The sequence below is a fragment of the Nonomuraea sp. NPDC049607 genome, from assembly GCF_040675375.1.
Taxonomy (GTDB): domain Bacteria; phylum Actinomycetota; class Actinomycetes; order Streptosporangiales; family Streptosporangiaceae; genus Nonomuraea.
In genome coordinates this window covers 333,092-358,223 of sequence record NZ_JBFAOV010000002.1, presented here as the reverse complement: position 1 = coordinate 358,223, position 25,132 = coordinate 333,092, and the positions used below count along the sequence as shown (strand labels likewise).

Below are 25,132 nucleotides of genomic sequence, written 5' to 3'. Positions count from 1 at the left end.
GATCCCGTGAGCCGTTTCGACGAGCCCCTGACCAAAGCGCTCGACCCGAAGACCGCCAAGCTGCTGCACAGCGTGCTCGGCCTGGAGACGGTCGGCGACCTGCTGCGCCACTACCCGCGCCGCTACGCCGAGCGCGGCGAGCTGACCTCGCTCGACGCGCTGGAGGTCGACGAGCACGTCACCGTGGTCGGCGAGGTGACCAGGCTGATGCGCAAGCCGATGCGCAACCGCGGCGGCACGTGGCTGGAGGCCGAGGTCGTCGACGGCAACGGCAACCGGATCTACCTGGCGTTCTTCGGCAAGGGCTCCCATGTGGCCGAGTCGCGGCTCAAGCCGGGGCGGCGCGGCATGTTCGCCGGCAAGGTGGGGCTGTTCGGGGCGCGGTCCAAGCCGCGCTGGCAGCTCTCGCACCCGGAGTTCGAGCTGTTCGAGGAGGGCGAGGCGAGCGCCGAGGAGTTCGCGTCGGCGCCGGTGCCGATCTACCCGGCGGGCAAGGACCTGACGCCGTGGGCGATCAGGCGGGCGGTCGGCGTGGTGCTCGACACGCTGGGCCCGCTCGACGACCCGCTGCCCGCCGAGCTGCGGGCCAGGCACGGCCTCCAGCCGCTGGCCGAGGCGCTGGTGGCCATCCATCGGCCGAAGGACTTCGCCGAGGTGGGGAAAGCGCGCAAGCGGCTGAAGTTCGACGAGGCGTTCGTGCTGCAGGCGGTGCTGCTCCAGCGGCGTCAGGCGGCCACGGCGTGGCCGGCCAAGGCGCGTCCGAGGCGTTCCGACGGCATGCTGGCCGACTTCGACGGGCGGCTGCCGTTCACGCTCACCGAGGGGCAGGCGCAGGTGGGCGAGGAGATCGCCGCCGACCTGGCGCTGGAGCACCCGATGCACCGGCTGTTGCAGGGCGAGGTGGGCGCGGGCAAGACGGTCGTGGCGCTGCGCGCGATGCTCCAGGTGGTCGACGCGGGCGGCCAGGCCGCGCTGCTGGCGCCCACGGAGGTGCTGGCCCAGCAGCACCACCGCTCGATCACGAACATGCTGGGCGAGCTGGCCCAGGGCGGCATGTTCGGCGGCACGGCGGTCACCCTGCTGACGGGTTCGATGGGCGCGGCGGCCCGGCGTTCGGCGCTGCTCGACGCGGCCTCGGGCACGGCGGGCATCGTGGTGGGCACGCACGCCCTGCTCCAGGAGCACGTCCAGTTCGCCGACCTGGGCCTGGTGGTGGTCGACGAGCAGCACCGCTTCGGCGTGGAGCAGCGTGACGCGTTGCGCGAGAAGGCGGGCGGCGGCCGTCCGCACGTGCTGGTGATGACCGCGACCCCGATCCCGCGCACGGTCGCCATGACGGTCTTCGGCGATCTGGAGGTCTCGACGCTGTCGCAGCTCCCGTCGGGGCGCGCGCCCATCACCACGCACGTCGTGCCCGCCGCCGAGAAGCCCCACTATCTCGAACGCACCTGGCAGCGGGTGCGCGAGGAGGTGGAGCTGGGCCGGCAGGCGTACATCGTGTGCCCGCGGATCGGCGATCTGGAGGGCGACGAGGGCGACCTGGCGTCGGGGGGCGACGACGAGCGGCGTCCGCCGCTGGCCGTGCTGGAGGTCGCCGAGCTGCTGACCCAGGGCCCCTTCCAGGATCTGCGGGTCGAGACCCTGCACGGCAAGCTCCCGCCGGAGGAGAAGGACGCGATCATGCGTTCCTTCACCAAGGGCGAGGTCGACGTGCTGGTCGCGACCACGGTCATCGAGGTGGGCGTCGACGTGCCCAACTCCTCGGTCATGATCATCATGGACGCCGACCGCTTCGGCGTCTCCCAGCTCCACCAGCTTCGCGGGCGGGTGGGCCGGGGCGGCCTGCCCGGCCTGTGCCTGCTGGTCTCCGACTTCCCCGAGGGCACCCCGGCCCGCGCCCGCCTCGACGCGGTGGCCGCCACGCTCGACGGCTTCGAGCTGTCCCGCGTCGACCTGGAGCAGCGCCGCGAGGGCGACGTCCTGGGGGCGGCCCAGTCGGGCAAACGCAGCTCGCTGAAGCTTCTGCAACTGCTCCGCGACGAAGACGTCATCACCACGGCGAGGGACGAGGCGGCCGCCCTGCTGGCGGAGGACCCGGAGCTCGCGACCCACGACGGCCTGCGCGCGGAGATCGCCCGCCTGCTGGAGGACGAGAAGGCGGAGTACCTGGAGAAGACGTGAGGGCCACGGAGAGCCACGGAGAGCCACGGAGCAGGTCGACGGGGGCTCGCGTAACGGCGGCAAGCCGGTGAAGGGTCAGAGGCCGTTACATGGAGGGCCGTCAGCCGAAGTACGGCGAGTGGAGGAACCACGCGAAGCCGTAAGAGATGAAGGTCTTACAAGGCCCAGCCGCGGGGACGGCCTCCCCCCGAATGCCGTCCCCGGCTGGGCCCACCCTCGGGTCAGGTGCCGAGGGAACCGGCGTGCGGAAGGGCTCACGATCACGCCGGTCGGCCTTCATGTGGGTCACCTTGAAGGCCGCAGACTCATCATGCGGGCCGATCCGCCCGATGTGAATCACCCTTGCGCAGTCGAGGCCGACACTTGTCCACTCTTGACCTGCGCGAACATGCGGAACAATGGCCCTTATGACTCGGATCATCGCGGGGAGCGCGGGCGGGCGGCGGTTGGCCGTGCCGCCGGGGCGCGGCACGAGGCCGACCAGCGACAGGGCCAGGGAAGGCATCTTCTTGACCCTCGACTCCCTCTACGGCCTGCGCGAGGCCCGCGTGCTCGACCTGTACGCCGGTTCGGGCGCCGTGGGGCTGGAGTCGCTGTCCAGGGGCGCGGCCCACGCGCTGCTCGTCGAGTCCGACGCCAAGGCGATCCGGACGATCAGGGCCAACATCCAGTCGCTCGGCCTCGAAGGCGCCGAGCTGGTGGGCGACAAGGTGGAACGGGTCCTGGCCAAGCCGCCGGAGGAGCCGTACGACATCGTCTTCGCCGATCCGCCGTACGCGCTGGGCGACGGGGAGGTGACGCGGGTCCTGGAGCTGCTGCGTGACCACGGCTGGCTGGTGGACGACGGGCTGGTGGCGTTCGAGCGGGAAACCAGGGGAAAGTCCTTGATATGGCCGGAAGGTTATGTTGAGGAGAGGGTCCGTAGATACGGCGAAGCATCCGTTTGGTACGGTCGCGCCGCCGGGAACCCGTAGACCTGGGAGGCGTCTTGCGCCGCGTTGTCTGCCCGGGGTCGTTCGACCCCATCACCAATGGCCATCTCGACATCATCGGCCGGTCCGCCCGCCTGTACGACGAGGTGGTCGTGGCGGTCCTCATCAACATCGAGAAGAGCAGCCTGTTCACGGTCGACGAACGGATCGAGATCCTTCAGACCGTGACCAAGGAGTATCCCAACGTCAAGGTGCAGAAGTTCCACGGCCTGCTGGTGGACTTCTGCAAGCACAACGACATCCCCGCCATCGTCAAGGGCATCAGGGTGGTCAGCGACTTCGACTACGAGTTGCAGATGGCCCAGCTCAACTACCGTCTCTCGGGCGTCGAGACGCTGTTCATGCCCACCAACCCCGAGTACTCCTTCCTGTCCTCCAGCCGGGTCAAGGAGATCGCGCGGTATGGTGGCGACGTGTCCGGCCTGGTCCCTGACCTGGTGCACAAGCTGCTCATCGAGCGTCTCAGGGGCTGACCGCGACCTGGTATCCTTTCATTTCGGCCTTGTACGACGGCGAGCGTCTTCGCCATGCCTAGCGAGAGCAGGATGACTCAGCACCTCGACCCCCGCTCCCCTTGGGTGCTCTCCACTCATGATCTGGGGAAGCGACCGGGCACGATGCGGCAGATGACCCTGTCCCTTCCGGCACCGGCTAACCTCGGCGTCGACATGATCGGTGTCCCCAAAGACGCCGAAGTCGAGCTGGACCTCCGGCTCGAAGCAGTGATGGAAGGCGTGCTCGTCTCGGGCACGGCGCACGCCCCGCTCGCCGGGGAGTGCGCGCGGTGCCTTGACCCGATCACCTCGGACATCGAGGTCGATCTGCAGGAGCTGTTCTTCTACTCCGACGAGGACGCCTCGGAGGAGGACTCGCTGCTCGACGGGGAGCTGCTCGACCTCGAGCCGACGTTCCGTGACGCGGTGGTGCTCGCACTGCCGCTGAGCCCCGTGTGCCGCGAGGACTGCGAGGGGCTCTGCACGGAGTGCGGGATCAAGCTGGCCGAGGCCGGCGCCGATCACCGGCACGAGAAGATCGATGCCCGCTGGGCGTCGTTGCAAGGTCTGATTTCCGAGAACGATAACGATCAGGAGAAGTGACGTGGCCGTCCCGAAGCGAAAGATGTCGCGGAGCAACACCCGCGCCCGTCGCTCCCAGTGGAAGACGACTGCTGTCGCCCTGGTGAGCTGCCCGCAGTGCCGTTCGCCCAAGCAGCCGCACATCGCGTGCCCCACCTGCGGCACCTACAACCGTCGTCAGGTCATCGAGCCGTCCGCCTGATCACACTGACAGCCGGCCCGCCCGTCACGCCGGCGGCGGGCTCACCGTCAGCAGTTGACGTGATGCCGACCGGGTGCCATTGTGCCTCGGTCGGCGTTAACGTCTGTAGAAGCGTACGGCGGCGGTTCGCCCGCGGCCGTGGTGGACGCCGGGGCTAACGTGTTACCCCGACGCCCACCACGTTTTCGGGCATCTTCCGCGGCCGCCTTGTGAAGATGTCCGAGGAGGAAACACGTGGGCGCAGGTCCTAAGCCGGTGGCCGTGGAGGTCGCCCGGGAAGAGCTGCAGCGGGTCCTGGTCGTCGGCCTCGACCCCGACATCCTTGAGCGGGCCCTGACGCACCGCTCGTACGCGTACGAGAACGGCGGCCTGCCCACCAACGAGCGCCTGGAGTTCCTCGGCGACTCGGTGCTGGGTCTCGTGGTCACCGACACCCTCTACCGCAACCACCCCGACCTGCCCGAGGGGCAGCTCGCCAAGCTGCGCGCCGCGGTGGTCAACATGCGCGCGCTGGCCGACGTCGCCCGCAACCTGGGCCTCGGCCGGTTCCTGCGGCTCGGCAGGGGCGAGGAGGGCACCGGCGGCCGCGACAAGTCCTCGATCCTGGCCGACACGCTTGAGGCGCTGATCGGCGCGATCTACGTGGACAAGGGCCTCGACGAGGCGTTCCGGGTCGTCCATCTGCTGTTCGACCCGCTGATCGTGCGTTCGGCCTCGCTGGGCGCGGGGCTCGACTGGAAGACCTCCCTTCAGGAGCTCACCGCCTCCGAGGCGCTCGGCGTGCCCGAGTACCACGTCGAGGAGAGCGGGCCCGACCACGCCAAGTCGTTCACGGCGATGGTCCGCGTCGGCGGCGAGTCCTACGGCTCGGGCACCGGGCGCAGCAAGAAGGAGGCCGAGCAGCAGGCGGCCGAGGCGGCCTGGACGCGCATCCGGGCCCGCCGTGAGCAGCGCGAGAGCCAGCCCGCGAGCTGACCCCGGCACTCGGGAAGCCCCGGCCCGCGTCCGGCGTTGTGACTGCGGATCCGTCTCCGCCGCGGCATGCCCTGCGGCCGGGGAAGTCGAGAGGACGGTTGGTGCACGGTGCCTGAGCTGCCGGAGGTCGAGGTCGTCAGGCGCGGCCTCGCGCAATGGGTCGTCGGCCGCGAGATCGCCGCCGCGGAGGTGCTGCACCCGCGGGCGATCCGGCGGCACGTCCCCGGGGCCGACGAGTTCGCCGCCCGCCTGAAGGGCCGTACGGTCCTGTCGGCCGAGCGGCGCGGCAAATACCTGTGGCTGCCCCTGTCGGGCGCCGAGGAGGCCCTCCTGGCCCACCTGGGCATGAGCGGCCAGCTGCTCGTCGTCGATCCGCAGACGCCGCCCGAGAAGCACCTGCGCGTACGCCTCCGCTTCGAGGACGGCGGCCCCGACCTGCGTTTCGTCGACCAGCGCACGTTCGGCCACGTCATGCTGACCCCGCTCGTCGGTGGCGTGCCCGCGCCGATCGCGCACATCGCGCCCGACCCGTTCGAGCAGTCGTTCGACGAGGCGGAGTTCACCCGCAGGCTCAGGGCCAGACGCACCGAGATCAAGCGGGCGCTGCTGGACCAGTCGCTGATCAGCGGCGTCGGCAACATCTACGCCGACGAGGCGCTGTGGATCGCCCGGCTGCACTGGGCCCGTCCCACCGAGACGCTCACCCGTCCGAAGATCGCCGAGCTGCTGGCCGGCGTCCGCACGGTGATGGGCGCCGCCCTGCAGCAGGGCGGCACCTCCTTCGACAGCCTCTACGTCAACGTCAACGGCGAGAGCGGCTACTTCGACCGTTCCCTGGAGGTCTACGGCCGCCGCGACCTGCCGTGCTCCCGCTGCGGCACGCCCATCAGGCGGGAGGCGTTCATGAACCGGTCGTCGTACTCCTGCCCCAAATGCCAGCGAAAGCCGCGGTGAGCAGGGCCAGCGCGGCGCCCAGCCACATCACCGACGAGATCGACACGCCGTCCACCACCCGGCCGCCGACGAACGAGCCGAGCGCGATCGAGACGTTGAACGCGCCCACGAACAGCGCGGTGCCCAGCTCGCCCCCGCCCGAGCGCATGATCCACAGTTGCAGCGCCACGCCGACGCCGCCGTAGCCGAGTCCCCACACGACGAGCATCACCAGGGGCAGCCCGACCAGCGCCAGCGCCGCCGTGGACACGGCGATGAGCAGGGCCAGGACGATCAGCACCGGCTTGGGGTTCCTGGCCGCCCTGGCGCCCGCGACGAAGTTGCCGACGACGCCGGCCGCGCCGTACACCAGGAGGGCCACGCTGACCAGGGCGGGACCGGCGTCGGAGACCTGCTCCAGGAACGGCCGGACGTAGGTGTAGGCCGCGAAGTGCCCGGTGATGATCAGCACGGTCGCCGCCAGCACGACCCGCAGCGCTCCCGGCAGCGGCGCGCGCGAGCCACCGGCGGCGTCCTCGCCCGGCATGGGCGGCAGCACGGCGGCCAGCACCCCGAGCAGCACCAGCGCCACCCCGCCCATGACCCCGAACGACGTGCGCCACCCGGCCGCCGAGGCGATGAGCGTGGCCGCGGGCACGCCGAGCACCGAGGCCACCGACACGCCGCCCAGGATGACCGACGTGGCCCGGCCCACCGAACGCTCGGGCACCAGCCGCAGGCCGAGCCCGGCCGCGAAGGCCCAGAACCCGCCGATGCTGATCCCGGTCAGCACCCGCGCGCCCAGCATGACGGGGAAGCTCGTCGCGAACGCCGCCGCCAGGTTGGCCACCGCGAGCAACGCCATCAGGCCGAGCAAGGGGACGCGGCGGTCCAGCCGCCGGGTGGCCAGGGCCAGCACGGGCGCCGAGACGGCCGCGACCAGCCCCGGCAGCGACATCATCAGCCCGGCCGTGCCGTCGGACACGCCCAGGGTGGAGGCGATCGAGGTCAGCAGGCCGACGGGCAACATCTCGCTGGTCACGACGGTGAAGGTGCCCACCGCGACCGCGAGCACGGCGAGCCAGCGGGCCCGCGCGACAGTGGAGGTCTCAAGAGTCGTCATGCCGTTCAGCCTCGTCATCGGCCGGGGGCGGAACAATGACGAAGCTCGAAGCCTTGCTTTAGGCAGGCTAAGCGATCGCGTCCCGGGAGTGGCATGGAGTTCAGGGAACTGGAGTGCTTCGTCGTGCTGAGCGAGGAGCTGCACTTCGCGCGTACGGCCGAGCGCCTGTATCTGTCGCCCGGCCGGGTGAGCCAGCTCATCGGCGCGCTGGAGACCCGGATCGGCGGCCGGCTGTTCGACCGCACCAGCAGGCGGGTGCGCCTGACGCCGCTCGGCTGTCGCTTCCTGGCCGACCTGCGGCCCGCCTACGACGGCATGGCGGCGGCCGTGTCGCGGGCGACGGCCTCGGCCCGGGAGGTCGCGGGCCTGCTGCGGGTGGGGTTCCTGGCCACGCCCACCGAGATCGTCACCGGGAGCGTGGCGGCGTTCGAGCGCCGGTACCCGGGCTGCATGGTCGAGCTGGTGGAGGTGCCGCTCTCCGACCCGTTCAGCAAGCTGCGCGAGGGGCGGGTGGACCTGACGTTCACGCTGCTGCCCCTCGAAGAGCCCGACCTGGAGGGCGGCGCGGAGCTGAACCACTGCCCGGTCGAGCTGGGCCTGTCCGTACGCCATCCGCTGGCCGCCCGCGCCGGCGTGGACGCCGAGGAGCTGGCCTCGGTCGCCCTGTTCGGCCTCGACGACCCCGCCCCGCGCCGCTGGCAGGAGCACATCGCCCCCACCCTCACCCCTTCCGGGCGGCCGATCGCGCGGGCCGGCTCGGTGGCCACCACCCAGGAGGGCCTGACGCAGGTCGCCCTGAACCGCGGTGGCATGCTCTTCTGCAAGCCGAGCGCCGACCACCACCGCCGGCCCGACATCGCGTTCGTGCCGGTCACCGGCCTGCCTCCGTCGATCCTGGGCCTGGCCTGGCTGCGGGCCGGACGCACGGCCTCGATCCTGGCCTTCAACGAGTTGGCCATGGAAGTCGTACGGCGGCATGAGACGGTGGCGGCATGACGGATACGAAGAGTAATGGCGACAAAGCTTCGGGAAACGTCCGAGTAACCGCCTGGGTGCGGGGCAGGGTCCAGGGAGTGGGCTTCCGATGGTGGACGCGCGCACGGGCGTTGGAGCTCGGCCTCACCGGCTGGGCGCGGAACACCGACGACGGCCGGGTCGAGGTCGTCGCCGAGGGGCCGCAGGAGGCGTGCGTCAAGCTGTTGGAGCTGCTCAAGGGTTGCGACACGCCGGGAAGGGTCGATGGAGTAGTGGAACGATGGAGTGAACCCCGAGGTAGTTTGAGCGGTTTTGTAGAGCGGTAGTCGCTTTTGCTAAACGGCCCAAATAGGGTATAGTTATATGTCGGGAGTGCCTATCAGTGGGGCGTTGCGGTTGGATCGACTTGACCGCCCACACTGCCGGTGCGACTCTTGTTAAGTACCACGCGCACCCCTCCCGCGGAATAGAAGTGCGCGAACCAGTCTGGTCACTCAGCGTGGAGGACCCTTTACCATGGCGAAGGCTCTACTCGGCCACGTCGGCGGTCCTGACCCTCGAATGGTCTCGGAGATGCGCCGCTTGCAGCAGCGTATCCGGGATCTGGAGGCAGAACTCATCCGACTTCAGGCCACGAACGACGCTCTTGCGGCGCAGACCCGCGACGAAGCGCTCAGTCGCTTGCAGGAGCGCGAGCCGGCACTCACCTGAGAGTGATCGGAGCGCAAGACCCAGGGACGTCTCGAAGAGGCGTCCCTTGTTATTTTCCCTGGTGAAAAAGCGCTGGTCACCGACATGCCCACGACGGGCGGCGGGGACCAGTAGGCTTTTCCGAAGCCCGTTCAGCCGGAGGCCGGGAAGACAGGGGGTCGGCGTTTGTACCTGAAGGCCCTCACCCTGCGCGGCTTCAAGTCCTTCGCCTCGGCGACCGCCCTGCGTCTCGAACCGGGCATCACGTGCGTCGTCGGCCCCAACGGCTCGGGCAAGTCCAACGTCGTCGACGCCCTGGCCTGGGTCATGGGCGAGCACAGCGCCAAGTCGCTGCGCGGCGGCAAGATGGAGGACGTCATCTTCGCCGGCACCTCCTCCAGGCCGCCGCTGGGCCGCGCCGAGGTGACGCTGACCATCGACAACTCCGACGGCGCGCTGCCGATCGACTACACCGAGGTCACGATCAGCCGGCTGATGTTCCGGTCGGGGCAGAGCGAATACGCCATCAACGGCGACACCTGCCGCCTGCTCGACATCCAGGAGCTGCTGTCCGACTCGGGCATCGGCCGCGAGATGCACGTCATCGTCGGCCAGGGCCAGCTCGACGCCGTGCTGCACGCCGGCCCCGAAGATCGCCGCGCCTTCATCGAAGAGGCCGCGGGCGTGCTCAAGCACCGCAAGCGCAAGGAAAAGGCGCTGCGCAAGCTCGACGCCATGCAGGCCAACCTCACCCGGGTCCAGGACCTCGCCACCGAGCTGCGCCGCCAGCTCAAGCCGCTCGGCCGCCAGGCGGAGATCGCCCGCAAGGCCGCCGTCATCCAGGCCGACCTGCGTGACGCCCGGTTGCGGCTGCTCGCCGACGACCTGGGCATCCTGCGCGCCACGCTCGAACGCGAGGCCGCCGACGAGGCCGCCGTCACGACCAGGCGCCACCAGGTCGAGACCGAGCTGGCCGAGGGCCAGCAGCGCGAGGCCGCCCTGGAGGCCGCCGAGGCCGAGGCCCAGCCGCGGCTGAGCGCCGCCCAGGAGACCTTCTTCAGGCTCTCCTCCCTGCGCGAGCGCATCACCGGCCTCGAACAGCTCGCCGCCGAACGCCACCGCCACGCCCTCGACGCCGCCGCCATCGAACGCCGCGGCCGCGACCCCGAAGACCTCGAACGCGAGGCGGGCGAGGTGCGCGAGCAGGAGCACATCCTCGGAGCCGAGCTCGAACACGCCCAGGAGCTGCTGGCGGAGGCCGTCCAGGGGCGGGCCGCGGCCGAGGCCGAGCTGAGCGCGGAGGAGCAGCGCCTGGCGATGGCCGCGCGGGCCGCCGCCGACCGCCGCGAGGGCCTGGCCAGGCTGCGCGGGCAGGTCGACTCCGTACGCAGCAGGGCGCGGGCGGCCGAGGAGGAGATCGGGCGGCTGGAGAAGGCCGTGGCCGACGCCGCCGAGCGCGAGCGGCAGGCCCTGATCGACCTGGAGAACCAGCAGGAGGAGGAGCCCGCGGTCGATCCGGCGCTCGCCGAGGAGCTGGCCACCGCGCAGGCCGTGGTCGAGGAGGCCAGGGCCGCCGCCGACGAGGCCCGCGTGGCCGCCGACGAGGCCAAGGCCGGGCTCGACGGGCCGCGGGCCGCCGTCCAGGCCGCCAAGGCGGGCGTCACCACGGCCCGCGCCGCCGACCAGCAGGCCCAGCGGTCCGTGGCCGCGCTCCAGGCCCGCCGCGACGCCCTGGAGCTGGGCCTGGCCAAGGGCGACGGCGGCGCCGCGCTGCTCGACGCCGACCTGGCCGGGGTGCTCGGCCCGCTGGCCGCCTCGATGCAGGTCACGCCGGGCGCCGAGCTGGCCGTGGCCGCCGTGCTCGGCCCGGTCGCCGAGTCCGTCACCGTCAAGACGCTCGACAGCGCCGTCGAGGCGCTGGGCCTGCTGCGCGACGCCGACGCGGGGCAGGTCACGCTGCTGGTGGCCCAGGCCGGGGTTTCGGACAGCGCCGATCACTCCCAGGTTGCGCGATCGCGGCCCGAGGCGCCGCAGGGCGGGCGGTGGGCCGCCGATCTGGTCACCGTGCCCGACGAGCTGCGGCCCGCGCTCGACCACGTGCTGGCCGGGGTCGTCGTGGTCGGCGACCTCGAAGCGGCCCGCGAGCTGGTGGGGCTGCGTCCCGACCTGCGCGTGGTGACCGAGGGCGGAGACGTGCTGGGAGCCCATCTGGCCAGCGGCGGGTCGGCCGGCGGCACCTCCGTCCTGCAGGTGCGGGCGGCGCTCGACGAGGCCGTCCACGACCTGCGGGAGGCCGAGGCCAGGGCGGAGGCCACGGCCGAGGCGCTCGACCAGGCGATCGAGGCCGAGCAGGCGGCCCAGACCGCCGTCGAGGCGGCCCAGGCGCACGTCAACGAGGCCCAGAGCGCGGTCACCACCGCCCAGGCGGGCGTGAGCGCCGCCCAGGGCGTGCTCGACCAGGTCAGGGCCCGCCAGCGGGAGGCCGACCAGCGCAACGCGGCGGCGGCCAAGCGGCTGGCCCAGCTGGAGGCCGCCGCGCAGGCCGCGCACGCCGAGGCCGAACGCCTGGCCCGCAGCGTCACCGCGGCCCAGGACGCGCGCACCGAGGGGCTGGAGGAGCTGGCCGAGCTGGAGATCCGGCTGGCCGAGGCCGAATACGCCCAGGAGCTGGAGACCGAGCCCACCACCGACCTGCGCGACGACCTGGCCGCCACCTGCGAGACGGCCAGGCACCGCGAGATGGACACCCGCCTGCAGGTGCGCACGGCCGAGGAGCGCGTCAAGGGCATCGAGGGCCGCGCCGACGGCCTGCTGCGGGCCGCCCAGCGCGAGCGCCAGGAACGTGCCCAGGCCGCCGCACAGCGGGCCAGGCGCAGGCGGCAGGCCGTGCTGGCCGAGGCGGTCAGCAAGGGCGCCAAACAGGTGCTCAGGGCGCTCACCTCCTCGATCCAGCTCGCCTCCCGCGAGCGCGACGACGCCGACCTCGCCCGCGTCGCCGTCGACGCCGAGCTCAAGCAGGTCCGCGTACGCGTGCGTGAGCTCGGCCAGGAGCTCGACAAGCTGGTCAACCGCGCCCACGGCAGCGAGGTGGCCCGCACCGAGCAGCGTCTGCGGCTGGAGCAGCTCCAGGAGCGGGCGATGGAGGAGTTCGGCGTCGAGGCCGAGACGCTGATCTCCGAGTACGGCCCCGACGCCCTCGTGCCCGGCGACCCGCCCGTCCCGTACGTCCGGGAGGAGCAGGAGAAGCGGGCCAGGGCCGCCGAGCGGCAGATGACCCAGCTCGGCAAGGTCAACCCGCTGGCGCTGGAGGAGTTCGCCGCGCTGGAGGAGCGCCACGCGTTCCTGACCTCGCAGCTGGAGGACCTCAAGAAGACCCGGCGCGACCTGCTGACCGTGGTCAAGGAGGTCGACGACCGGGTCGAGCAGATGTTCGCCTCGGCGTACGAGGACGTCGCCCGCGAGTTCGAGCAGATCTTCACCCGGGTCTTCCCGGGCGGCGACGGGCGGCTCGTGCTCACCGACCCCACCGACATGCTCACCACCGGCATCGAGGTCGAGGCCAGACCGCCGGGCAAGAAGGTCAAGCGGCTGTCCCTGCTGTCGGGCGGCGAGCGCTCGCTGACCGCGGTGGCGTTCCTGATCTCCATCTTCAAGGCCCGGCCCTCACCCTTCTACGTCATGGACGAGGTCGAGGCCGCCCTCGACGACACCAACACCCAGCGCCTGCTGACCCTGTTCGAGGAGCTGCGGCAGAGTTCCCAGCTCATCGTCATCACCCACAACAAGCGCACGATGGAGATCGCCGACGCCCTCTACGGCGTGTCCATGCGCGGCGACGGCGTGACGCAGGTGGTCAGCCAGCGCCTGCGGGAGCGCGAATCCGCCTGATCCGGCCTGTCATCATCCGTGTGCCTTGGGCATGACCATGCCGGTCGATCTGGAAAACTGACATCTTGTGGATGGTTACCTCGGCGTCATAGTGATCGTGGTCGTCGTCGCCCTGCTGGCGGCCGGCGGCCTCTTCCTGCTGTTCAAGCCGGGTGGCAAGGCGGCGCCGCCCGTGCCGCCGCCGGAGGCGCCGCCGCTTCCCGAGGAGGAGAAGCGGCCGGCCGGCCCGGTCGAGGAGGTCGACGGCGCGGTCACCACGGTGCCGCCGCCGGTCGCGCCGGCCGAGCCGATGGTCATCGCGCCCGAGGTCGAGGTGCCGCCGCCGTCCGCGGGGCGGATGGTGCGGCTGCGTTCGCGTCTGGCGCGTTCGCAGAGCGCGCTCGGCCGCGGGCTGCTGGAGCTGCTGTCGCGTGACCGGCTCGACGACGACGTCTGGGACGAGATCGAGGAGCGCCTGATCACCGCCGACGTGGGCGTGGCCCCGACCCAGGCGATGGTCGAGGAGCTGCGTACCAAGGTCAAGGTGCTGGGCAGCCGCACGCCCACGGAGGTCAGGGCCCTGCTGCGCGAGCAGCTCCTGGCCCAGGTCAACCCCGACCTCGACCGTGGCCTGCATGTCCAGAAGCACGGCGAGCGGCCCGCCGTGGTCCTCGTCGTGGGCGTCAACGGCACCGGCAAGACCACCACCACGGGCAAGCTCGCCCGCTCGCTCATCGGCGACGGCAAGAAGGTCGTGCTCGGCGCGGCCGACACCTTCCGCGCGGCGGCGGCCGACCAGCTCCAGACGTGGGGCGAACGGGTCGGCGCCGAGACCGTGCGCGGCCCGGAGGGCGGCGACCCGGCCTCGGTGGCCTTCGAGGCCACGGCCAAGGGCATCGAGGACAAGGTCGACGTCGTCATCGTCGACACCGCGGGCCGCCTGCACACCAAGACCGGCCTGATGGACGAGCTGGGCAAGGTCAAGCGGGTCATCGAGAAGAAGGCCACGGTCGACGAGGTGCTGCTCGTCCTCGACGCCACCACCGGCCAGAACGGCATGCGCCAGGCCCAGGTGTTCGCCGAGGTGGTGAACATCACCGGCATCGCGCTCACCAAGCTCGACGGCACCGCCAAGGGCGGCATCGTGATCTCCGTGCAGCGCGAGCTGGGCGTGCCGGTCAAGCTCGTGGGGCTCGGCGAGGGGCCCGACGACCTGGCGCCCTTCGACCCCGAGGTCTTCGTGGACGCGATCCTGGGCGACTGACCGCTTTTATCGGTCATGTCCTAATTCATGCCGAAATAGCCGTTACCAGAAAAGTCTTGAGTCGTTAGTTAGCTTTGTGCTGACATGTTCGGGTTATCCGCGATCACCAAGGGGATGCCCATGAAGAAGATCGTCGTCCATCGTCCCGGGACTGTCAGGCCCACCACGCTCGCCTCACCGCGGCACTGCGTTTGACCTGTCTCTGGGTCGGCGTTTCCGCACGGGAACGCCGACCGTTGGGAAGGGGGCGGTCGTGAGGACGATCGCCCTGGACGCCGACCGCCGGGTCGCCGGCCCCTACACGATGGCCGCCGCGCTGCTCGACCTGCTGGTCCCCGAGGCGCTCGACCGGCGGCCCGACCTGGTGGCCGCCCACGACGTGGAGCTCCGGGTCGCGGCGCCCCGCCTGCGGCCGCTCGTCCCGGCGCGCAGGCGCTCGCTGGCCGACGACCTGCCGAGGGCGCAGCGCATCCTCATCCCGGGGGCGCGCCGCAGCCTCAGGATCGCCAACGGGCTGGTCGAGTTCGTCCGCGAGCTGCTGACCGTCACGGGGCCGCTCACGCTCGTCGTGTCGAACCTGGGCGAGGCCGACCACACCGACGCCGAGCTGGTCGAGGTGCTGCGCCGCCGGCTCGACCCCGGGCTGCTGCGCGTCGAGGAAGGCCCGTCGTCGCCCGGTGAGGGCCCGTTGTGCGGGGACTTCGACCGCTACCGCGACGAAGGCTTCCATCACGCGATGGCGGAGTCGGGTACGGAGGCGCTGCGCGGCATGGCGTACGAGGACGATCCCGAAGGGTGGCGCACGCTCGTCCAGCGCGTCGCCGCCGCCTTGGAGGCCGTGGAACGCGAGGAGGAGGCCCGCGAGCTCTACGACCGGGCCAGGCGCGTCAGCACCGACCCCAAGCACCGGGCCACGATCGCCTACGCCACCGCCATGATCCTGGTACGCCACCACGACCCCGCGCGCCGCGACCCCGGCGAGGCGATGGCGTGGATCAACGAGGCCGTCACGATCACGTCGTTGCTGCCCGACGTCCGCGAACGGGCCTTCCACCTGGGCTTCGACCTCAACGGCAAGGCCCTGGTCGAGCTGCGCGCGGGGCGTCCCGACGCCGCGCTGCGGCTGGTCGAGCAGGCCGTCGCGCTGGCCGAGGAGCACCTGGCGGGCGAGCATCCGGTCCACCTGCTGGTGCTGCGCGCCAACAGGGCCCAGCTGCTGGCCCAGGCCGGCCGGTACGACGAGGCGCTGGCGGACTACACCGCGGCGATCGACGCCGACCCCGGCTATCCGGACTACTACCTCGACCGTGGCAACCTGCTGAACATGCTGGGCAGACCGGCCGAGGCCCTGGCCGACTACGAGGCCGTCATGCGGCTCAGCCCGCCCTTCCCCGAGGCGTACTACAACCGCTCGGAGCTGCGGTTCGCGGCCGGCGACCTCGAAGGCGCCCGCGCCGACCTCGACCGCACGCTGGAGCTCGACCCCGGCTTCGCCCCCGCGTACGTCAACAGATCCGGCCTGCTCGCCCTCCACGGCGAGTACGAGCAGGCCAGACGCGACGTGGAGCGCGGCCTGGCGCTCCGGCCGCGCGACGCCCACCTGCTGTGCGTGCTCGGCCAGGTGGAGACGGCCCAGGGGCGCTACCCGGAGGCGTACGCGGCCTTCGACGGCGCGCTGGAGATCGACCGCGACCTGGCCGCCGCGTGGGGGAACCGGGCCGTGGCCGCCTTCGAACGCGGCGACCACGACGGCGCGCTGTCCGACCTGACCCGCGCGCTGAAGCTGACGGAGACGGCCGAGCTGCTGTTCAACCGGGCGATGGTCTACCGGGAGCTGGGCCGGGCGAAGGAGGCCAGACAGGACCTGCTCCGAGCCGCCGAGCTGGCCCCGGACGACCAGGACGTCGGACGGGCACTGGCCGAGGTCTGAGGGGATGCGCGGCCTTCGCCGGGGCGGGCCGGCCGGTGATCGCGGCGGGCGTGGCGCTGTCGCCGGTGCGGCGGGTCAGGCTCGCGGAGCCGCGAGCGGCCCGATCGGCACCACGAGAGGCGTCCCCGCGACCGGATCCTCGATGATCTTCGCGTCCAGCTCGAACACCTCGCGCAGCAGCTCCTCGGTCAGCACCTCGTGCGGGGCGCCCGCGGCCACGACCTTGCCGGCGCGCATGGCCACCAGCCGGTCGGCGTAGCGCGCGGCCAGGTTGAGGTCGTGCAGGACCATGACGACCGTGCGGCCCGCCTGCTCGTGCAGATGCCGGACGAGCTCCAGCACCTCCACCTGGTGGGCCAGGTCGAGGAACGTGGTGGGCTCGTCGAGCAGCAGCAGGTCGGTGCCCTGGGCCAGGGCCATGGAGATCCACGCCCGCTGCCGCTGGCCGCCCGACAGCTCGTCGAGCGGACGTTCGGCGAGGTCGGCCAGGCCGGTCATGGACAGCGCCGCGGCGACCGCCGACTCGTCGTCGGAGGACCACTGCCGGTACCACGTCTGGTGCGGATGGCGTCCCCTGGCGACCAGGTCGGCCACGGTGAGCCCTTCGGGGGCCGAGGGCGCCTGCGGCAGCACGCCGAGGACCTTGGCCACCTCGCGGGTGGGGATGGCGTCGATGCGCTTGCCGTCCAGCAGGACCTGGCCGCCCTGGGGTTTGAGCAGGCGGCCCAGCGCGCGCAGGAGGGTGGACTTGCCGCAGCCGTTCGGGCCGATGATGGTGGTCACCGTGCCGGCCTCGATGCCGAGGTCGAGGCCGTCCACGATGGTCCGGTCGCCGTAGCCGAGCTTGACGCCCGCGGCCTGCAGCCTCATTTGCGTGCCCTCCAGATCAGGTGGATCAGGTACGGTGCGCCCAGCACGGCCGTGACGATGCCGACGGGCAGTTCGATCGGCGAGAAGACGGTCCGCGCGATCAGGTCGGCCCCGGCGGTGAGCACGGCCCCGGTGACCGCCGAGCACAGCAGCGGCGGCCGGGCCGAGCGGGCCAGCCTGAGCGCGATCTGCGGTGAGGCGAGCGCCACGAACGCGATCGGCCCGGCCGAGGCGGTGGCCACGGCGGCCAGCAGCACGGCGGCCAGGATCAGCAGGGCGCGGGCCGCGTTCACGCGTACGCCGAGGGCGGTGACCACGTCGTCGCCGAAACGCAGGGCGTCGAGCGAGCGGGTGCCGAGCAGGGTGGCCGGGATGAGCACGGCCAGCGCGAGCGCCACGGGGACGACGTGCTCCCAGCCGCGCCCGTTGAGCGAGCCGCTGATCCAGACCATGGCCCGGCCGGTGTCGTTCACGTCGCCGACGGTCAGCAGCCAGAACTTCACGTTCGTGAACACGGCGGCCACGCCGATGCCGACCAGGACCAGGCGGTAGCCGTCCAGGCCGCGCCGCCAGGCCAGGCCGTAGACGACGGCCGCGCCGAGCAGGCCGCCGAGCAGCGCGAGCGCGGGGACGCCCAGGCTGGCCAGCAGGCCGCTGGTGCCGCCGTAGACGCTGCCGCTGGCCACCACGCCGGCCACGACGGTGACCGAGGCGCCGGTCGTGACGCCGAGGATCTCCGGGCTGGCCAGCGGGTTGCGCGCGATGGACTGGATGATCGCGCCGGACAGCGCGAGCGCGGCGCCGACCAGGGCGCCGGTCAGGGCGCGCGGCAGGCGCAGCTCCATGATGACGAAGTGGGCCGCGCTGTTGACGTCGAAGGTGCCCTGGAGCACCTCCGTCAGGCTCATCGGGAGGTCGCCGATGCGCATGTTCAGCGCCATGAGCATGACCAGGAGCACCAGCCCGGTCACGCTGACGGCGACGGCACGCAGGCGCAGCCGCCAGGACAGGGCGCCGAGGCGCAGGGGGAGCGCGGTCATAGCCGTACCGGCTTTCTGCGGCGGACCAGGGCGACGAAGAAGGGGGCGCCGATCAGCGCGAGGACGACGCCGACCTCCAGCTCGCCCGGAGGGGCGACCACGCGTCCGATCACGTCGGCGACCAGCAGCAACGCCGCCCCGACCAGCCCCGAGTACGGCAGCAGCCACCGGTGGTCGGTGCCCGACAGCGGCCGGGCCAGGTGCGGCACGATCAGGCCCACGAACGCCAGCGAGCCGCAGGCCGCCACCGCCGCGCCCGACAGCAGGGTGACCGAGGCGACGCCGACCGTCCTGGTCAGGGCGATGTTCTGGCCGAGCGAGCGGGCGACGTCCTCGCCGAGCGACAGGGCGTTCAGGCCCGGGGCGTTGACCAGGGCGAGCAGCAGGCCGGCGAGGATGAACGGGAGCACCTGCCAGACCACGTCGGGGCCTCTGGCGGCGATGGAGCCGGCCTGCCAGAAGCGGAAGACGTCCATGGCCTGCTCGTCGAGGAGCACGATGGCCGAGGTCATGGCGTACAGCAGGGCGCTGACCGCGGTGCCGGCCAGGGCCAGCGTGACCGGGGTGGGGCCGCCCCTGCCGCCCGTCATGCCGAGCGCGAACACCGCCACGCTGGCCACCAGGGCGCCCGCCAGGCCGAACCAGATGTAGGCGAGCAGGCTGGAGGCGCCCAGCAGGATGATCGAGGCCACCATGGCGAACGCCGCGCCCTGCGTGACGCCCAGCAGGCCGGGGTCGGCGAGGGGGTTGCGCGTGTGGCCCTGCATGAGGGCGCCCGCGACGCCGAGCGCGATCCCGGCCAGCACCCCGAGCACGGTACGCGGGACGCGCAGCGAGCGGATGATGATGTCGTTCTCGCTGCCGGTGGGCGCGGTGAGGGCCTGCCAGGCGGCGCCCGGCGGTACGGGCTTCGAGCCGACCGTGATGCTCAGCACCACCGCGACCGCGACGGCGGCCAGGAGGACGAGCAGGAGGACGAGCCGCCGGCGCCGGATGCCGATGAGGCGGGGCGCGAGCGCGGTCACCAGATTTCCTCCCCTTGTTTGCCCGATCGTGGTGAAGTATGCCAGGTTAGGCAGGGCTAACCTAATTTAGGTTCGCCTTACCTAGGGAAAGGGTTCTGATGAGAGCGTGGCGGTTGCTGGCCGGTGCACTGCTGGTGGCGGGGGTGGCCGCGTGCGGCTCGACAGGGACTTCGACGGAGACCCCGGCGGGATCCTCGGCCGCGTCGTCGGCCGACCCGGCCGCCAGGACGATCGAGCACGCGATGGGCTCGACCAAGATCTCCGGGCAGCCCAAGCGGGTCGTCGCGCTCGACCAGAGCTTCGTGGACGCGGTGCTCACGCTGGAGACCCCGGTGATCGGCTACACCACCTACCGGTCGATCGACACCAAGCTGCCCGACTACCTCGGCCCGCTCGTCGCCCAGTACGGCAAGGAGGCCACCTCGGTCGGCACGCTGGAGCAGCCGAGCCTGGAGAAGATCGCCGCGCTCAAGCCCGACCTGATCGTGTCGGCCAAGGTCCGGCACGAGGCCCTGTACGACAAGCTGTCGAAGATCGCGCCGACGGTCTTCAGCGAGACGACCGGCGCCATCTGGAAGGACAACCTGCGGCTCATGGGCCGCGCCCTGGGCAAGGAGGACCTGGCCGACTCCAGGATCAAGGCGTTCGAGGAGCGCGCGGGCAAGATCGGGGCCGCGATCAAGGACAAGCAGGGCGGGAAGCTGCCGACGATCTCGATCGTGCGCTTCGCCGGCGAGCCCACCGTCCGGCTGTACGTCGAGAAGTCCTACTCCGGGGTCGTGCTGAAGGACGTCGGCTTCCCGCGTCCTGAGGGCCAGCCCACCAAGGACGACGCCATCGCCGTGGACGTCAGCCAGGAACGCATCGCCGACCTCGACGCCGACCACATCTTCGTCGCCACCTATCCGGACCCGGCCAGCGACGGCCCCAAGGAGAAGTTCGTCGGCAACCCGCTGTGGGGCCGGCTCAAGGGAGAAAAGCACGAGGTCAGCGACCTGACGTGGATGAGCGCCGTGGGCATCCAGGGCGCCCACGCCATCCTGGACGACCTGGCCCAGACGTTCTCGGTCGACCCCGCCAAGCCCGCCTCCTGACCCGCGCGGACGCTCAGCGCGGCAGGAAGGCCCGCAGGTCGGCCAGGTGGGGTTCGAGATCCAGCCCCTGGCCGGCCAGCCATTCCGGGTTGTCGTAGGTGCCCTTGTAGCGGTCGCCGCGGTCGCAGACCAGGGTGACGATGCTGCCCTGGCGGCCCTCCTCGCGCATCTCCCTGACGAGGTCGACGCAGGCCGCCAGGTTGGTGCCCGTCGAGCCGCCGACGTCGAGACCGGTGACCTCGCGGGTCCAGTGCATGGCGGCGATCGACCGGGCGTCGGGGACGGCGATCATGCGGTCGATCACGCTGGGCAGGAACGACGGCTCCACCCGCGGACGCCCGATGCCCTCGATCCGCGACCCGGCCGCCGTCACCGAGGTGTCGCCCGAGACCCAGCCCGGGTAGAACGCCGAGCCCTCCGGATCGACCACCGCCAGGCGGGTGGGGTGGCGGCGGTAGCGGATGTAGCGGCCGATCGTGGACGACGTGCCGCCGGTGCCGGCGCCCACCACGATCCAGGCGGGCTCGGGATGCGGCTCCATGGACATCTGGGAATAGATCGACTCGGCGATGTTGTTGTTGCCTCGCCAGTCGGTCGCGCGTTCGGCGTAGGTGAACTGGTCCATGAAGTGGCCCCCGGTCTCGGCGGCCAGCCGGTGAGATTCGTCATAGATCGCCCCCGGGTCGGCGACCAGATGACACTTCCCGCCGTAGAACTCGATGAGGTGGCACTTCTCGGGCGACGTGGACGCGGGCATGACGGCGATGAACGGCAGGCCGAGCAACCGGGCGAAATACGCCTCGCTGACCGCGGTCGAACCGCTGGACGCCTCCACGATCGTGGTGGCCGGGCCGATCCAGCCGTTGGCGAGGCCGTACAGGAACAGGGACCGTGCGAGCCGGTGTTTGAGTGAACCGGTCGGGTGCACCGATTCGTCTTTCAGGTAGAGGTTTACACCCCAGTCCGAGGGAAGCGGAAAGACGTGCAGGTGAGTGTCACAACTCCGGTTGGCGTCGGCCTCCACCTTGCGGATGGCCTCCGCCACCCACCGGCGTGTCCCCGTGTCGTGACGGTCCACAGATTCCATGCCCATACGCTATCCCCTGTGACTCTGACCACTATTCCTACGATATTGGGTGGGTAGTGTTATGATAATGAGACTTGTCCGGCCGTGGACGTGACCACGCACGCCGCGAGCCCGATGGACTGAAACCCCTTCTGACCTAGGCGAACTCTCCTAACGCCACCCTTACTCGGGAGTTGCGAGGATGAGGAACGCTGTCAGGCGGCTTGTGCCGAACGGGGGATAGCGCAAGGGGGAATGAAATTGATCACTATGACCGATGAGCAGCGTCAGGACTGGTTCGAGCGCGATGTCGTGCCCGTGACGTCGCAGCTGTTCGCTTCCGCCATGCGCCTGACCCGTAACGCCGCCGACGCCGAGGACCTGGTGCAGGAGACGGTCGCCAAGGCGTACACGTCCTATCACCAGTTCCGTGAGGGCACCAACCTCAAGGCGTGGCTGCACCGCATCCTCACCAACAACTTCATCAACGACTACCGCAAGAAGCAGCGCTCGCCGAAGTTGTCGGCCGCCGAGGACATCGAGGACTGGCAGCTGCACGCCGCCGAGTCCCACACCTCCACGGGCCTGCGCTCGGCCGAGACCGAGGCGCTCGACCGGCTGCCCGACAGCGTCGTGATGAACGCCCTGCGCTCCCTGCCCGAGGACTTCCGCGTGGCCGTCTACCTGGCCGACGTCGAGGGGTTCGCGTACAAGGAGATCGCCGAGCGCATGGGGACGCCCATCGGCACCGTGATGTCCCGCCTGCACCGTGGCCGCCGCCAGCTCCGCGGCATGCTGGAGGACTACGCGCGGGAGGAGGGCGCCGTGCGCCTTCCCGCCCCCCGCGCGGCCGCCTAGGAGGAACCGGGCGAGTCCAGGGACAGACGAAGGCGGACGCGTAACACGCCGCCTTCGTCGCGCATCTGCACCCGGTCGCAGAGCTGCCGGCTGATCCAGAGCCCGTACCCCCGTGGGGCCTCGGGCTCCGGCGGTATGTAGCCCGGTAAGGGGTCGTCGAGCGTCCCGCCGGGATCGGCGATCTCGCAGACGAGGTCGCGCTCCTCCACCCACATCGTGATCGTGCCGAACCCGGCGCCGTGCTCGACGGAGTTCGCGGCGATCTCCGAGACGCTCAGCACCAGCGACGAGATGAGGTTGCGGTCCATTCCGGCCGCCCTGGCGTAGTCGCCGACGCTCTGACGCAGGCGCTTGAGCTCGCGGGCCGTGAAACGCACCAGGCAGGCCCCCGGGCCCGGCTCGGGGAACGGCGCGTCGTCGCCGTCGAGCACCAGCTCGTGGGGCTCCACGAAGCGGCCGCTCGCGGTCTCGCCCCCGGCCCCCAGCACCAGCGGGTGGACGACCGAGGTGAGCTCCCGGACGGGCTCGGGGACGTGGCGCAGGTCGTACAGGCACATCATGACGGACGGGGCCGCGGCGAGGGCGGCGTTGACGACCGAGTCGTAGCGGATGAGGTCCTGGATCCGCGGCTCGCTCAGATCGGTCCAGACGGGCTCGCCGATGACGAGCGTGGGCCGCCCGCGCGTGTACTCGTGGTAGGCGGCCAGCATCCGGTGGGGGTGGCCGTACCAGGAGCTGGACAGGCGGCTGTCGATGCGGCGCGCGTCGCCGTCGAGGGCCTCCGACAGCAGCGCCAGCCGGTCGGGACGGTTGACGACCAGCACGCGCCTGTCTTCGTCCAGCGCGGTGCGCACGCGCGGCACGACGAGGTCGAGGAAGGCCCGATCCGAGTCGTACGGTACCGCGACGTGCTTCAGCGACTGTGCCCGCTCCCGGCGCACGGCGGAAACGTAACAAGGGCCGGCCCGGCCGCGCAACCGGACCAATAACGTCGATCGCCTGCGGATGACCCCCCGGAGTTTGATGATTACTCCATGTCTTGGACGACTGATGCCCGTTGCTGGGTACACCGCATGTGTATGCGAACGTCGGCAGGGGGTGGCGTGTGACCGAAGCCCGCGCGGCGACGGAGAAACTCCAGGCGGAGCTGCACGGGCTGGGTGTCACCAGCGCGTACGAGGTGGGGGACGGAGCGACCATCTCGGTCTGGATAGGTCTCGTCGTGCATTACAGGGACGGGTTTTACCGTTGGCAGGAAGGTCCGGTTAAACGTCGTCATCTGGGTACGGATCCGGTTGGATGTGCCATGCGTGTGGCGCGCCGCTACAAGGAGCTGCACGCGGACATCCCACCCTGGTGGGACGACCTGACCAGGGAACTACGGGGGAGACCGGTTCAGGACTATCCGTGAGGCCCCCGCGTGCGGTGTTTCGGGGGAAAACATGCGCATTTGGGCTTTGCCGTTCGTTCTGTTCGTTCTCGTGGGCTGTGCCGCTCAACCGGTGCCGCGCCGGCATTCCGCCGCGGTCCGGCCGCCGGTCAGTCCTGAGGTCCTGGCCAAGCGGCTGGTCGCGCAGCAGGCCGACTGGCCGCGCAGCCGCAGGTTCGACTGCGGCAAGATCAAGTGTGTGGCCCTGACCTTCGACGACGGTCCCGGGCCCTACACCGGCAAGTTGCTCGACCTGCTGCGTCAACGCCAGGTCAAGGCCACGTTCTTCGTGCTGGGGGAGATGGTGGCGGCCGACACCGGCGGCCGGATCACCCGCCGCATCGTGGACGAGGGCCACGAGATCGGCAACCACTCCTGGTCCCACCCGTCGCTGACCGGCCTGTCGCGCGAGGGGGTGCAGCACGAGCTTGGGCACACCCAGGAGCTGGTCCACCGGCTGACCGGGGTCAGGATGCGGGTGATGCGCCCGCCGTACGGCAGCACCGACGACGCCGTGGCCGCCGAGACCCGCCGCGAGGGCCTGGCCCAGATCCTGTGGGACGTCGACACCCTCGACTGGCTGCACCGCGAGCCCGCCGCCGTGGTCAGGCGCGCCGACACCGCCAAGGCCGGGTCGATCGTGCTCATGCACGACATCCACCCCACCACGATCGAGGCCGTGCCGAAGGTGCTCGACACGCTCGCCAAGAAGGGCTACACGTTCGTGACCGTCTCGGAGCTGTACGGCCGTCCGCCCACGCCGGGCCGCACGTACACCGCACGGTGAGCGGCATGGCACCCTTGGGCCATGGGTTTCACCGGCTTCCCCGACGAGGCGTTCATCTTCTACGAGGGTCTTGAGGCGGACAACTCCAAGACCTACTTCACCCGCCACAAGCACCTGTACGAGGACGCCGTCCGAGCGCCCATGACGGAGCTCACCGACGAGCTGGCCGACGAGTTCGGCCCGGCCCAGCTCTTCCGGCCCTACCGCGACGTGCGCTTCTCCAAGGACAAGACGCCGTACAAGACCCATCAGGGCGCGTTCGTCGACCTGATGCCCGGCATCGGCTTCTACGTCGAGATCAGCGCCGCCGGCCTGTACGTCGCGGGCGGCCGCTACACCCAGGCCCCCGACCAGGTCGCCCGCTACCGCGCGGCCGTGGACGAGGACCTGACCGGCAAGCCGCTGGAGTCGATCACGGCCAGGCTCGCCGAAGCCGGCTACACGATCGGCGGCGACCGCCTGAAGACCAGGCCGCGCGGCTTCGACGAGGACCATCCCCGCATCGAGCTGCTGCGCCACAGGTCCCTGTTCGCGGGCGTCCGCTACGAGCCCGAGCCGTGGGTGCACACGGCCGAGGTGCGCGGGCGCGTCGAGCGGGCCTGGCGCGACTGCGCGGCGCTGGTCGAGTGGCAGTGCGCGCACGTCAGGGGCAGCGAGCTGCCGCGCCGCTGAGCGCATCGCCGGCCTTCGTGACCGGCTCCGTCTACACAGAAGCCGCGTGTCACCGGGAAGGTGACACGCGGCCGTGATGCGGG

General features: G+C 71.2%; 23 protein-coding genes. 17 read left to right on the top strand and 6 right to left on the bottom strand.

Annotation, left to right across the window (positions count from 1 at the left end; all coding sequences use genetic code 11):
• Positions 1 to 6: 6 nt before the first annotated feature.
• The 7 genes from recG (at position 7) to mutM (ending at position 6,380) form a co-directional block, all read left to right on the top strand.
• Positions 7 to 2,181 (top strand): ATP-dependent DNA helicase RecG, encoded by a 2,175-nt coding sequence (gene recG / locus AB0J97_RS05915; RefSeq protein ID WP_364085018.1) that lies wholly within the window; start codon positions 7 to 9, stop codon positions 2,179 to 2,181.
• 407 nt (positions 2,182 to 2,588) lie between these two features.
• Complete coding sequence (rsmD, locus tag AB0J97_RS05910; protein ID WP_357697695.1) at positions 2,589 to 3,155, top strand: 16S rRNA (guanine(966)-N(2))-methyltransferase RsmD; 567 nt, start codon at positions 2,589 to 2,591, stop codon at positions 3,153 to 3,155.
• A 14-nt stretch (positions 3,156 to 3,169) separates the two neighbouring features.
• On the top strand, positions 3,170 to 3,646 hold the full coding sequence (gene coaD, locus AB0J97_RS05905) for a pantetheine-phosphate adenylyltransferase (RefSeq protein WP_352324821.1): 477 nt from the start codon (positions 3,170 to 3,172) through the stop codon (positions 3,644 to 3,646).
• Between the two features lie 72 nt (positions 3,647 to 3,718).
• Positions 3,719 to 4,270 carry a YceD family protein gene (locus AB0J97_RS05900; RefSeq protein ID WP_357697697.1) on the top strand — a complete coding sequence of 184 codons (552 nt, stop codon included), beginning with the start codon at positions 3,719 to 3,721 and terminating at the stop codon, positions 4,268 to 4,270.
• Between the two features lies 1 nt (position 4,271).
• Positions 4,272 to 4,451, top strand: coding sequence for a 50S ribosomal protein L32 (rpmF, locus tag AB0J97_RS05895; protein WP_033409409.1), 180 nt, complete (start codon positions 4,272 to 4,274; stop codon positions 4,449 to 4,451).
• A gap of 255 nt (positions 4,452 to 4,706) precedes the next feature.
• Positions 4,707 to 5,426, top strand: a complete 720-nt coding sequence (rnc, locus tag AB0J97_RS05890) for a ribonuclease III (RefSeq protein WP_357697776.1) — start codon at positions 4,707 to 4,709, stop codon at positions 5,424 to 5,426.
• A gap of 108 nt (positions 5,427 to 5,534) precedes the next feature.
• Positions 5,535 to 6,380 (top strand): bifunctional DNA-formamidopyrimidine glycosylase/DNA-(apurinic or apyrimidinic site) lyase, encoded by an 846-nt coding sequence (mutM, locus tag AB0J97_RS05885; protein WP_364085013.1) that lies wholly within the window; start codon positions 5,535 to 5,537, stop codon positions 6,378 to 6,380.
• On the opposite strand, the gene AB0J97_RS05880 is transcribed toward mutM, so the two are convergent.
• A complete protein-coding gene (locus AB0J97_RS05880) occupies positions 6,328 to 7,482 on the bottom strand; it encodes an MFS transporter (protein ID WP_364085010.1) in 1,155 nt (384 codons plus the stop codon). The genes mutM and AB0J97_RS05880 overlap by 53 nt on opposite strands.
• A gap of 93 nt (positions 7,483 to 7,575) precedes the next feature.
• Here AB0J97_RS05880 and AB0J97_RS05875 point away from each other — a divergent pair, with 93 nt between their 5' ends.
• The 6 genes from AB0J97_RS05875 to AB0J97_RS05850 all read left to right on the top strand — a co-directional run bounded on the left by AB0J97_RS05875 (position 7,576) and on the right by AB0J97_RS05850 (position 16,208).
• Positions 7,576 to 8,478 carry a LysR family transcriptional regulator gene (locus AB0J97_RS05875; protein WP_364085007.1) on the top strand — a complete coding sequence of 301 codons (903 nt, stop codon included), beginning with the start codon at positions 7,576 to 7,578 and terminating at the stop codon, positions 8,476 to 8,478.
• A complete protein-coding gene (locus AB0J97_RS05870) occupies positions 8,475 to 8,783 on the top strand; it encodes an acylphosphatase (RefSeq protein WP_357697705.1) in 309 nt (102 codons plus the stop codon). The genes AB0J97_RS05875 and AB0J97_RS05870 overlap by 4 nt, the downstream gene beginning before the upstream one ends.
• Before the next feature lie 190 nt (positions 8,784 to 8,973).
• Positions 8,974 to 9,168 carry a hypothetical protein gene (locus AB0J97_RS05865; RefSeq protein WP_026214481.1) on the top strand — a complete coding sequence of 65 codons (195 nt, stop codon included), beginning with the start codon at positions 8,974 to 8,976 and terminating at the stop codon, positions 9,166 to 9,168.
• A 165-nt stretch (positions 9,169 to 9,333) separates the two neighbouring features.
• Positions 9,334 to 13,035, top strand: a complete 3,702-nt coding sequence (smc, locus tag AB0J97_RS05860; protein WP_364085002.1) for a chromosome segregation protein SMC — start codon at positions 9,334 to 9,336, stop codon at positions 13,033 to 13,035.
• Positions 13,036 to 13,102: 67 nt separating this feature from the next.
• Positions 13,103 to 14,278, top strand: coding sequence for a signal recognition particle-docking protein FtsY (gene ftsY / locus AB0J97_RS05855; protein WP_364084999.1), 1,176 nt, complete (start codon positions 13,103 to 13,105; stop codon positions 14,276 to 14,278).
• Between the two features lie 253 nt (positions 14,279 to 14,531).
• Positions 14,532 to 16,208 (top strand): tetratricopeptide repeat protein, encoded by a 1,677-nt coding sequence (locus AB0J97_RS05850; RefSeq protein WP_364084996.1) that lies wholly within the window; start codon positions 14,532 to 14,534, stop codon positions 16,206 to 16,208.
• Between the two features lie 75 nt (positions 16,209 to 16,283).
• Here the strand turns inward: AB0J97_RS05850 and AB0J97_RS05845 are convergent, their stop codons facing one another.
• The 3 genes from AB0J97_RS05845 to AB0J97_RS05835 are packed head-to-tail and all read right to left on the bottom strand — an operon-like array spanning position 16,284 to position 19,143.
• A complete protein-coding gene (locus tag AB0J97_RS05845; RefSeq protein WP_357697711.1) occupies positions 16,284 to 17,078 on the bottom strand; it encodes an ABC transporter ATP-binding protein in 795 nt (264 codons plus the stop codon).
• Positions 17,075 to 18,118 (bottom strand): iron chelate uptake ABC transporter family permease subunit, encoded by a 1,044-nt coding sequence (locus tag AB0J97_RS05840; RefSeq protein WP_364084991.1) that lies wholly within the window; start codon positions 18,116 to 18,118, stop codon positions 17,075 to 17,077. Before AB0J97_RS05840 ends, AB0J97_RS05845 begins: the two co-directional genes overlap by 4 nt.
• Entirely contained in the window at positions 18,115 to 19,143 is a 1,029-nt protein-coding gene (locus AB0J97_RS05835) for an iron ABC transporter permease (protein WP_357697715.1), read from the bottom strand. Before AB0J97_RS05835 ends, AB0J97_RS05840 begins: the two co-directional genes overlap by 4 nt.
• Positions 19,144 to 19,241: 98 nt before the next feature.
• On the opposite strand from AB0J97_RS05835, the gene AB0J97_RS05830 reads away from it, so the two are divergent.
• Entirely contained in the window at positions 19,242 to 20,237 is a 996-nt protein-coding gene (locus AB0J97_RS05830) for an iron-siderophore ABC transporter substrate-binding protein (RefSeq protein WP_364084987.1), read from the top strand.
• Between the two features lie 13 nt (positions 20,238 to 20,250).
• Here the strand turns inward: AB0J97_RS05830 and AB0J97_RS05825 are convergent, their stop codons facing one another.
• On the bottom strand, positions 20,251 to 21,324 hold the full coding sequence (locus AB0J97_RS05825; RefSeq protein ID WP_364084984.1) for a PLP-dependent cysteine synthase family protein: 1,074 nt from the start codon (positions 21,322 to 21,324) through the stop codon (positions 20,251 to 20,253).
• Positions 21,325 to 21,573: 249 nt separating this feature from the next.
• Here AB0J97_RS05825 and AB0J97_RS05820 point away from each other — a divergent pair, with 249 nt between their 5' ends.
• On the top strand, positions 21,574 to 22,161 hold the full coding sequence (locus tag AB0J97_RS05820; protein WP_352324845.1) for a sigma-70 family RNA polymerase sigma factor: 588 nt from the start codon (positions 21,574 to 21,576) through the stop codon (positions 22,159 to 22,161).
• Here the strand turns inward: AB0J97_RS05820 and AB0J97_RS05815 are convergent.
• Positions 22,158 to 23,102, bottom strand: a complete 945-nt coding sequence (locus tag AB0J97_RS05815) for a sensor histidine kinase (RefSeq protein ID WP_364084980.1) — start codon at positions 23,100 to 23,102, stop codon at positions 22,158 to 22,160. The genes AB0J97_RS05820 and AB0J97_RS05815 overlap by 4 nt on opposite strands.
• A 561-nt stretch (positions 23,103 to 23,663) precedes the next feature.
• Between AB0J97_RS05815 and AB0J97_RS05810 the strand changes: the two genes are divergently transcribed.
• Complete coding sequence (locus AB0J97_RS05810) at positions 23,664 to 24,377, top strand: polysaccharide deacetylase family protein (RefSeq protein ID WP_357697722.1); 714 nt, start codon at positions 23,664 to 23,666, stop codon at positions 24,375 to 24,377.
• Between the two features lie 21 nt (positions 24,378 to 24,398).
• Entirely contained in the window at positions 24,399 to 25,049 is a 651-nt protein-coding gene (locus AB0J97_RS05805) for a DUF2461 domain-containing protein (protein WP_364084976.1), read from the top strand.
• Positions 25,050 to 25,132: the final 83 nt, after the last annotated feature.